This is a genomic window from Brotaphodocola sp. (genome assembly GCF_050873065.1).
In the GTDB taxonomy this organism is placed as follows: Bacteria; Bacillota; Clostridia; order Lachnospirales; family Lachnospiraceae; genus Brotaphodocola.
In genome coordinates this window covers 1-9,229 of sequence record NZ_JBNMIC010000070.1, presented here as the reverse complement: position 1 = coordinate 9,229, position 9,229 = coordinate 1, and the positions used below count along the sequence as shown (strand labels likewise).

At 48.7% G+C, this 9,229-nt stretch carries 11 protein-coding genes; 10 read left to right on the top strand and 1 reads right to left on the bottom strand.

What is annotated here, in order from left to right; translation table 11 throughout:
- Positions 1-73: 73 nt before the first annotated feature.
- The 8 genes from rimM (at position 74) to pgeF (ending at position 5,393) form a co-directional block, all read left to right on the top strand.
- The gene (gene rimM, locus ACR0QE_RS12190; protein WP_432628618.1) at positions 74-586 is read left to right on the top strand and encodes a ribosome maturation factor RimM; all 513 of its coding nucleotides are present in this window, start codon (positions 74-76) and stop codon (positions 584-586) included.
- Between the two features lie 45 nt (positions 587-631).
- Positions 632-1,399, top strand: coding sequence for a tRNA (guanosine(37)-N1)-methyltransferase TrmD (trmD, locus tag ACR0QE_RS12185; RefSeq protein WP_432628617.1), 768 nt, complete (start codon positions 632-634; stop codon positions 1,397-1,399).
- 125 nt (positions 1,400-1,524) lie between these two features.
- A complete protein-coding gene (rplS, locus tag ACR0QE_RS12180; protein ID WP_177978582.1) occupies positions 1,525-1,872 on the top strand; it encodes a 50S ribosomal protein L19 in 348 nt (115 codons plus the stop codon).
- A gap of 102 nt (positions 1,873-1,974) precedes the next feature.
- The gene (gene lepB, locus ACR0QE_RS12175) at positions 1,975-2,514 is read left to right on the top strand and encodes a signal peptidase I (protein ID WP_432628616.1); all 540 of its coding nucleotides are present in this window, start codon (positions 1,975-1,977) and stop codon (positions 2,512-2,514) included.
- Positions 2,515-2,559: 45 nt separating this feature from the next.
- A complete protein-coding gene (gene ylqF / locus ACR0QE_RS12170) occupies positions 2,560-3,486 on the top strand; it encodes a ribosome biogenesis GTPase YlqF (RefSeq protein ID WP_432628615.1) in 927 nt (308 codons plus the stop codon).
- Positions 3,486-4,145 carry a ribonuclease HII gene (locus tag ACR0QE_RS12165; RefSeq protein ID WP_432628614.1) on the top strand — a complete coding sequence of 220 codons (660 nt, stop codon included), beginning with the start codon at positions 3,486-3,488 and terminating at the stop codon, positions 4,143-4,145. Before ylqF ends, ACR0QE_RS12165 begins: the two co-directional genes overlap by 1 nt.
- Positions 4,142-4,483, top strand: coding sequence for a YraN family protein (locus ACR0QE_RS12160; protein WP_432628613.1), 342 nt, complete (start codon positions 4,142-4,144; stop codon positions 4,481-4,483). The genes ACR0QE_RS12165 and ACR0QE_RS12160 overlap by 4 nt, the downstream gene beginning before the upstream one ends.
- Positions 4,484-4,535: 52 nt before the next feature.
- Positions 4,536-5,393: a peptidoglycan editing factor PgeF gene (pgeF, locus tag ACR0QE_RS12155; protein ID WP_432628612.1), complete on the top strand. Its 858-nt coding sequence runs from the start codon at positions 4,536-4,538 to the stop codon at positions 5,391-5,393.
- A gap of 103 nt (positions 5,394-5,496) precedes the next feature.
- On the opposite strand, the gene ACR0QE_RS12150 is transcribed toward pgeF, so the two are convergent.
- The gene (locus tag ACR0QE_RS12150; protein WP_432628611.1) at positions 5,497-6,705 is read right to left on the bottom strand and encodes a ribose-phosphate pyrophosphokinase; all 1,209 of its coding nucleotides are present in this window, start codon (positions 6,703-6,705) and stop codon (positions 5,497-5,499) included.
- A 241-nt stretch (positions 6,706-6,946) separates the two neighbouring features.
- Here ACR0QE_RS12150 and ACR0QE_RS12145 point away from each other — a divergent pair, with 241 nt between their 5' ends.
- Together ACR0QE_RS12145 and der are read left to right on the top strand one after the other, a co-directional pair.
- Positions 6,947-8,404 carry a DUF512 domain-containing protein gene (locus ACR0QE_RS12145; RefSeq protein ID WP_432628610.1) on the top strand — a complete coding sequence of 486 codons (1,458 nt, stop codon included), beginning with the start codon at positions 6,947-6,949 and terminating at the stop codon, positions 8,402-8,404.
- A 2-nt stretch (positions 8,405-8,406) separates the two neighbouring features.
- A partial coding sequence (gene der / locus ACR0QE_RS12140) for a ribosome biogenesis GTPase Der (RefSeq protein ID WP_432628609.1) occupies positions 8,407-9,229 on the top strand: 823 nt, incomplete at its 3' end.

Below are 9,229 nucleotides of genomic sequence, written 5' to 3'. Positions count from 1 at the left end.
TTTGTATGATAGGAAATTGCCCTGACCCATTTTTTATATGACAGGAAATTTATATTTTTAGGAGAGTTAAATGATGGAACAGACACTGCGAGTAGGTGTGATTTCTTCTACGCACGGAGTACGCGGAGAGGTGAAAGTTTTCCCGACCACCGATGATCCGAAGCGCTTTAAAAAGCTCAAGACCGTGATGTTAGATACAGGACGGGAAAAGCTGACCCTGAATATTGAGCAGGTGAAATTTTTCAAAAACATGGTCATCTTGAAATTTAAAGAGTTTAATGACATCAATGAGATCGAGAAATACAAGGGAAAAGATCTGCTGATCAACCGTGACCAGGCAGTAAAACTTGCACCGAACGAGAACTTCATCGTGGATCTGATCGGGCTGAAAGTTGTGACGGATGAGGGCGTGGAGTTTGGTACCCTGAAAGATGTCATGGAGACCGGAGCAAATGATGTTTATATCATTGACGGAAATGATGGCAAGGAATATCTGTTCCCGGCAATCAAACAGTGTATTTTGAACATCGATCTCGAAGAGGGCGTGATCACCGTGCATATTTTGGACGGACTTCTTGATCTGTAAGAATTTCGCGGCAACAATAGATGTTAAGAGATGGAGGAAGAGAACGTGAATTATCACATTCTGACACTGTTTCCGGAGATGGTGATGGACGGACTGAACACGAGCATCATCGGGCGCGCCACAAAGAAGGGACTTCTCTCGATTGAGGCGGTCAATATCCGGGATTATACAAAAGAAAAACACGGTCATGTGGATGATGCGCCATACGGCGGCGGTGCCGGAATGGTGATGCAGGCAGCACCTGTCTGTGATGCATACGAAGCGCTCTGCGAGAAAATCGGAAAGCGCCCGAGAGTTCTCTACATGACTCCGCAGGGAAAAGTTTTCAATCAGAAAATTGCGGAGGAACTCTCAAAAGAGGAGGATCTCGTCTTTCTCTGCGGACACTATGAGGGAATTGATGAGCGCGCACTTGAGATGATCGTGACAGATTATCTCTCGATCGGAGACTATGTGCTGACGGGAGGAGAGCTTCCGGCAATGGTGATGATCGACTGTATTTCCCGTCTTGTGCCGGGGGTTCTCAACAACGATGTGTCTGCGGAGATCGAGTCGTTTCACGATAATCTTTTAGAGTATCCGCAGTACACGAGACCGGAGGTCTATGAGGGACGAAAAGTTCCGGATGTGCTGTTATCCGGTCATCACAAGAAAATTGAGGAGTGGCGCAGGGAGCAGTCGATCAAGCGCACTCTGGAGCGCCGGCCGGATCTTCTCGATGATGCGGTTTTAAGCAAAAAAGAGAAGATTTATCTTGCAAAACTGCGGGCACAGCAGGAAATGCAGGAAGAAGAATCATCAAAAAATAATTAGAAAAGTACTTGCAATTACAAAATGAATATGATAGAATTGATGCGTTGTGACGAAGAAAAAAGAGATATTCCTCTGTTGCGCAGGACGCATTAAGAATGTCAAGTATATGAAGGAGGTTCACACAAATGAACGAAATTATTAAGAACATTGAAGCAGCTCAGCTGAAGGCATCTGTACCGGAGTTCCGCGTTGGCGATACTGTTAAGGTATACAACAAGATCAAAGAGGGTAACCGTGAGAGAATCCAGGTATTCGAGGGTACCGTAATCAAGAGACAGAACGGCGGCGCTAGAGAGACCTTCACCGTTCGTAAGAACTCTAACGGAATCGGCGTAGAGAAGACCTGGCCGGTACATTCCCCGTTCGTAGACAACATCGAGGTTGTTAGAAAGGGTAAAGTAAGACGTGCAAAACTGAACTACCTGAGAAGCAGAGTTGGTAAGGCTGCAAAGGTAAAAGAGCTGGTTAAATAATTTTGCGAATTTTGCGTAGACGAGAGGGGACAATGTTTATTGTCCCCCCTTTTGTTATAGGGATGAATTTCCCTGTGTTTGAGATGAAGATGGAGTAATTTCGTGTATTTTTATCGAAGTGATGAAAGCAACCTGGTTCGGCGTGTGTCCAGCTGGGTGGTGGATATTGCAGTCGCATTGGCATTCGCCTGGTTTTTCCTCAATTTTTTTGGTTCTCAGATTGTTGTCGGGGGTCCCTCGATGCAGCCTCTCTTAAATTCCGGGGATGTGGTTCTGATTAATCGAATGGCTTACGATTTTGGAAAGCCGGACCGCATGGATGTTGTTGTGTATGAGCGTGAGGACAAGAAGACAAATGTGAAGCGGGTGATCGGAATTCCCGGTGACACAGTTCATATTCAGAATGGAACGGTCTATATCAACGGAGCGGCGTTCCCGGAGGCAGGAACCGTATCTCTTGCAGGACTTGCGGAGACCCCGATCACGCTCGAGGAAAAAGAATATTTCCTTTTAGGAGATAACCGGGAGAGCAGTGAGGACAGCCGTTTTGTCAATGTGGGAAATATCAGGGAAGAACAGATTATCGGGAAAGTGTGGATCCGAATCGCCCCGCTTTCTGGTTTTGGATTGATTCGATCATAAGATAAGCATTGTTTGTAGCATAAATTTTGGATGGGAGGAAAAAATTTGAACATTCAGTGGTATCCGGGACATATGACAAAGGCCAAGAGAGCCATGAAAGAAGACATCAAACTCATCGATCTGATTGTGGAACTTGTGGATGCGCGTGTGCCGCTCGCAAGCCGCAATCCGGACATCGATGAACTCGGAAAGGGAAAGGCGAGACTGATTCTGCTCAACAAATCGGATCTTGCAGATGAGCGTGCAAGTGCAGCCTGGGCATCCTGGTTTCAGTCAAAGGGATGTTTTGTGGTTAAGCTCGATTCGAGAAGCAAGGCGGGAATCAAGCAGATCAACAGTGTGGTACAGGAGGCATGTAAAGAGAAGATTGAGCGTGACCGCCGCCGCGGAATCTTAAACCGCCCGGTTCGCGCGATGGTAGTGGGAATCCCGAATGTCGGAAAATCTACATTTATCAATTCTTTTGCCGGAAAAGCGTGCGCAAAGACCGGAAACAAGCCGGGTGTGACAAAGGGAAATCAGTGGATCCGTCTCAATAAGACGTTGGAGCTTCTCGACACTCCGGGAATTCTCTGGCCGAGATTCGAGGATCAGCGCGTCGGTCTGCTTTTGGCAATGATTGGTTCAATCAACGATGAGATTCTGAATAAGGACGAGCTTGCGGTGGAGCTGATCCGGCTTCTGATGAAGAGATGCCCGGAAGTGATGACGGAGCGCTATAAGTTAGATGCGCTGACGGAGGAAGAAAAGGGAGAGCCGGGAGAGATCCTTGCACAGATTGCGCGCACCCGCGGCTGCTTAAAGAAGGGTGGAGAGCCGGATTACAGCAAGGCTGCTGCGATTCTGATCGAAGATTTCCGCTCTGGACGTCTCGGGCGGATCACACTGGAACTTCCGCCAAAGTCGGATGAATCTGAAAAGGCAGAAGTCAAGGAGACAAAGAAAGTGGCAGAGCAGACGGAGGCAGAGTGATGGCACTGAGAGAACTCAAGGGAGAAAAGCTTCAGGCAGAGCTTGAACGCCTGAAGAAAATGCGGGAATATGAGGACACCTATGCGGCGTGCACAGCAATCTGCGGAATTGACGAGGCAGGGCGGGGGCCGCTTGCAGGTCCCGTTGTTGCAGGAGCAGCGATTCTTCCGCCGGACTGTGACATCCTGTATCTGAACGATTCCAAGAAACTTTCCGAGAAGCGCCGGGAAGCCCTTTTTCTTGAGATTCAGGAAAAGGCGGTTGCGTGGAGCGTCGGCATTGTCGGTCCGGATGTGATTGATGAGATTAACATTCTGCAGGCGACTTATGAGGCGATGCGCCGTGCGATCGCAGGTCTCAGTATTCAGCCGGATCTTTTGCTCAACGATGCAGTGACGATTCCGGGTGTTGAGATTCCTCAGGTTCCGATCATCAAGGGAGATGCGAAGAGTCTCTCGATTGCGGCGGCAAGTGTGCTTGCGAAGGTGACAAGGGATCACATGATGGTTGAGTATGACAAGATTTTCCCAGAGTACGGATTTGCGAAGCATAAGGGCTATGGAACGGCAGCCCACACGGCGGCATTGCGGGAGTACGGCCCGTGTCCGATTCACCGCAGAAGCTTTATCGGAAAGATCATGCAGGGAAGTGGAAAATGAATCGCCGTGAAATGGGAGCGCGATATGAGTACCTCGCAGAAGAATGGCTGAGAGTGCAGGGACTTGAGATTCTTGCGAGAAATTTCCGCTCAAGGTCGGGGGAGATCGACCTGATTGCAAGAGACGGGCAGACGATTGTCTTTGTGGAAGTCAAGTACCGAAGCTCGTCATCGAGCGGAGATCCCGAAGAGGCGGTCGGCTGGCAGAAGCAGAACAGGATCCGGAATACGGCAAGATATTATCTCTATCGAAACCGATACGGCGAGGAGACGCGCTGTCGTTTTGATGTGGTTGCGATTCTCGGATCGGAGATTCGCTGGATCAGAAATGCATTTTGATGCGGCGGGGACGCGGCAGGAACGAAGAATTTCGATGAAGAGAGGAAAAACGATGGCGGATTGGATTAGAAAACAAAATGCAGAAGAACATTTGAAGATCAATGAGAAGAACGGGGTCTGCTATCTGACATTTCCGGCACTTGAGCAGACCGGAATGGTGTCACACGCCTTTTCAACGCGAATTGGCGGTGTGAGCGAGGGGATCTTCTCGACGATGAATTTTGGATTTACAAGAGGAGACAATCCGGCGCATGTGCTGGAAAACTATCAGCGAATGGCAGATGTTCTGGATGTTGACATGGAAAAGATGGTTGTGTCTTACCAGACACATACCACAAATGTGAGAAGAGTGACAGAGGAAGACATCGGAAAAGGCGTAGTCTATCCACGCGATTACAGGGATGTGGATGGTCTGATCACAGATCTGCCGGGAGTCACACTTGTGACCTTCTATGCGGACTGCGTGCCCCTCTATCTTCTCGATCCGGTTCACCGCGCGATCGGTCTGTCCCACTCGGGATGGAGGGGAACGGTTCAGCGCATGGGAAAAGCGACACTCGATGAGATGGAGAAAGCTTTTGGAACCAATGCTTCGGATGTGATTGCCTGCATCGGTCCGAGCATCTGTCAGGACTGCTTTGAGGTTGGCGCTGAGGTCGTCGAGGAGTTTGCAGCGGCCTTCGCCCCGGAATACCACAACGAACTGTTTTACCGCAAGGAGAATGGAAAGTACCAGCTGAACCTCTGGAGGGCGAATGAGATCATCTTTGCAGAGCGCGGAGTGAAGCCGGAGAACATCCACACGACAGATATCTGCACCCGCTGCAACCCGGATTTTTTGTTCTCGCACCGTGCAGTCGGAAAAGAGCGTGGAAACCTCTCTGCATTTCTATGTTTAAAAGAGAAATAGGTTAAAGAAAAGGCTATTGCAAAACAGATTGTTTTCTGCCTTGCAATAGCCTATCTTATTGCTGATTTTGCTGATTGCCAGTGTTAGGTTTCACTGCTGTATATTATTTGATGGAGCCGATGTAATCGTATCCGTCGGAATGGTATCTGCGGAGCAGATTCTGGATCTTTTCTGTCGGGGACAGAGAAGCACCGATGGAGACATCGTGGTTGAAGGAGTTGATGATGGCAGCGATGTACTTGCTCATATCAGCCTCTAAGTACCATGGGCGGTCTAAAAGAACAGACGGGCGATAGTTTAAGTTTGTCGTAATGACATAGTCGATGTAACCGCGGTTGTAGAAATCATCGAACTTCTCAAGGCCGCTGGTGAACAGACCGAAGGTACAGCAAACGATAACTTTGTCAGCCTTGCGCTCTTTCAGTTCCTTTGCAGTGTCGAGCATGCTCTCTCCGGAAGCGATCATATCGTCGATGATGAGAACTGTCTTGCCCTCCACAGAGGAACCGAGGAACTCATGGGCAACGATCGGGTTTCTGCCATCCACAACGCGGGAGTAATCACGGCGCTTGTAGAACATACCCATATCAACTCCGAGGTTGTTGGCAAGGTAAACAGCACGGTTCATCGCACCCTCATCCGGGCTGATGACCATCAGGTGATCCTTGTCAATCTTTAAGGACTGGTCATGCTTGAACAGAGTCTTCACGAACTGGTAAGTCGGCATGAAGTTGTCAAATCCGCTTAACGGAATTGCATTCTGTACGCGCGGATCGTGAGCGTCGAAGGTGATGATGTTGGAGACACCCATCTCTACGAGCTCTTCAAGTGCCATTGCGCAGTCTAAGGATTCACGCTTCGTGCGCTTGTGCTGACGGCCTTCATATAAAAATGGCATAATCACGTTGACACGGTGTGCTGTTGCAGCGGAAGCACCGATGATGCGCTTGAGATCCTGAAAGTGATCGTCCGGTGACATGTGGTTGGTGTAACCGCAGACGGTATAAGGGATGCTGTAGTTGGTGACGTCCACCATTGCGAACAGATCGACGCCGCGGACGGACTCATTGATCACGCCCTTTGCCTCGCCGGAACCGAAACGCGGGCAGGAACAGTCAAGAAGATAAGAATCTACATCGTAGCCGCGGTAATTGAGATCTTTCTCACGGCGAATCAGCTCTTCCGTATCATTTCTGCGGAATTTGACGATGTGGTCATTGACCTTGCCAGCGAGATCCCGGCAACTTTCCAGGGCTGCGATTTTGAGCGGTGCAACCGGAAGAACATCATTGAACACATAATTGTTTGCCATTTTTAAGCTCCTTCACAAATATTATTCGGTTAAATTGAAGTTAAATCCAATCTCTTTTATACCATTTTGAAAACAAGGCAGTCAATAGGAAACTGTCGAATTTCGTAAAAAAAAACAAAGTCTTGTTCCTTTACAAAGAGCGGGAATCTTGTTATGATAAAAAGATAGGTATGGAAAGATATAGAAACAAGAAAAAACGATTCGATTAGGAAATCAATAACCAGTAACGAGGAATTAATTAATGAAGAAAAAAGGTCATTTGATAAAATCCATTGATCCGGGCTCGATTGCGGAAGAACTTGAGCTTGAGACAGGAGACCGTCTGCTGACAATCAATGGAAATGAAGTGGAAGATATTTTTGACTATGAGTACTATGTGGACAGCGAGAGCATGGTCATGGAAGTGGAGAAGGCAGACGGAGAGCTGTGGGAGCTTGAGATCGAAAATGACTACGAAGACCTCGGAATCAACTTTGAGAACGGTCTGATGAGTGATTACAAGTCGTGCAGCAACAAGTGCATTTTCTGTTTCATCGACCAGATGCCGCCGGGAATGAGAGAGACGCTTTATTTTAAGGATGACGACTCAAGACTCTCGTTTCTTCAGGGAAATTATGTCACGCTGACAAATATGAAAGAGCATGATATTCAGCGTATCATCGATTTTAAACTTGCGCCGATCAACATTTCCGTTCACACGACAAACCCGAAACTGCGCTGTGAGATGCTTCACAACCGCTTTGCAGGGCGGGCACTTGAGAACATCGACCGTCTTTATCAGGCGGACATTCCGATGAATGGCCAGATTGTTCTCTGTCCGGATGTGAACGACGGGGAGGAGCTTGAACGCACGATCGGAGATCTCACAAACTATATTCCGTGCATGCAGAGTTTGTCGGTCGTTCCGGTCGGACTGACAAAGTACCGCGATGGTCTCTACCCGATGAAACCGTTTGATAAGAAGCGGGCGGAGGATGCGATCGAGATCATTGAGCGCTGGCAGAAAAAAATTTATGAGGAACATGGAATTCACTTTGTTCATGCGAGTGATGAGTTCTACATCTTAGCGGAGCGCCCGATGCCGGAGGAGGAGCGCTATGACGGATATATCCAGCTCGAGAACGGAGTCGGCATGCTCCGCCTTCTCGACACCGAGGTCACTGAGGCGCTTGAGGAATTGAAGAAGGAACAGAATAAAAAGAATCACCACAAAGACCAGAAAAATAAGAAGAGCCATAAGCGTCAGAATAGGCAGGGGGATTCGGACAGCCAGAAAACGGTGGAGGCAGTCGAGGCGGAAGAACTCTCGATTGCAACCGGAATGCTTGCCTTTCCTTATTTGAAAAAGCAGGTTGAGAAGATCGAGAAGATGTTTCCGCAGAAAAAAGTGCATATCTATGAGATCCGCAACGATTTCTTTGGACCGATGATCACAGTCGCAGGTCTGATCACGGGACAGGATTTAAAAGCCCAGCTGACGGGGCAGAAACTCGGTCAGAGACTGCTGCTTCCGGCATGCATGTTTAGAAGCGGGGAAGAGGTCTTTCTCGACGATGTGACGCGCACAGAACTGCAAAATGCTTTACAAGTTCCGGTGAATATTGTAAAATCAAGCGGACAGGATCTCGTTGATGCGATCCTGTACCCGGATACTGAACAAAATACCGAACATAATAAATACGAATTGAAGGAGATTTGAGAATGAGCAAACCGATTGTAGCGATTGTAGGACGCCCGAACGTGGGAAAATCCACCCTGTTCAACGTGCTGGCGGGTGAGACGATTTCCATCGTAAAAGACACTCCGGGCGTAACCAGAGACCGTATCTATGCGGACTGTACCTGGCTGAATATGAACTTTACGCTGGTGGATACCGGTGGTATCGAGCCGGACAGCAAGGACATCATCCTCTCCCAGATGAGAGAGCAGGCACAGATTGCAATTGACACGGCAGATGTCATTATTTTCCTTGTCGATGTCAGACAGGGCCTTGTCGATTCCGATGCGAAGGTAGCGGACATGCTCAGAAAGTCTGGCAAGCCGGTCGTTTTAGCAGTCAACAAAGTCGACAGCTTCCAGAAGTTCGGAAACGATATCTACGAATTTTATAACCTTGGAATCGGCGATCCGATCGCAGTTTCCGGTGCTTCCCGTCTTGGAATCGGTGATCTGCTTGATGAGGTCAGCCGTCACTTTACGACCGATCAGATGGAGGATGCAGAGGATGAGCGTCCGCGTGTGGCGATCATCGGAAAGCCGAACGTGGGCAAATCTTCGATCATCAACAAGATTCTCGGTGAGGACCGCGTGATCGTGTCAAACATCGCAGGTACGACCCGCGATGCCGTTGATACCGAGGTGGTTCACAATGGAACCGAGTATGTTTTCATCGATACCGCAGGACTCAGAAGAAAGAGCAAGATCAAGGAAGATCTCGAGCGTTACAGCATTATCCGCACCGTATCGGCTGTGGAGCGCGCCGATGTAGTCATTCTTGTGATTGATGCCGTTGAGGGTGTGACGG

Excerpts from the sequence above, each read along its gene's own strand:
- rimM (WP_432628618.1), top strand. The coding sequence starts at position 74 with ATGGAACAGACACTGCGAGTAGGTGTGATTTCTTCTACGCACGGAGTA.
- ACR0QE_RS12160 (WP_432628613.1), top strand. The coding sequence starts at position 4,142 with ATGAATCGCCGTGAAATGGGAGCGCGATATGAGTACCTCGCAGAAGAA.
- ACR0QE_RS12145 (WP_432628610.1), top strand. The coding sequence starts at position 6,947 with ATGAAGAAAAAAGGTCATTTGATAAAATCCATTGATCCGGGCTCGATT.
- ACR0QE_RS12165 (WP_432628614.1), top strand. The coding sequence starts at position 3,486 with ATGGCACTGAGAGAACTCAAGGGAGAAAAGCTTCAGGCAGAGCTTGAA.
- rplS (WP_177978582.1), top strand. The coding sequence starts at position 1,525 with ATGAACGAAATTATTAAGAACATTGAAGCAGCTCAGCTGAAGGCATCT.
- ACR0QE_RS12150 (WP_432628611.1), bottom strand. The coding sequence starts at position 6,705 with ATGGCAAACAATTATGTGTTCAATGATGTTCTTCCGGTTGCACCGCTC.
- pgeF (WP_432628612.1), top strand. The coding sequence starts at position 4,536 with ATGGCGGATTGGATTAGAAAACAAAATGCAGAAGAACATTTGAAGATC.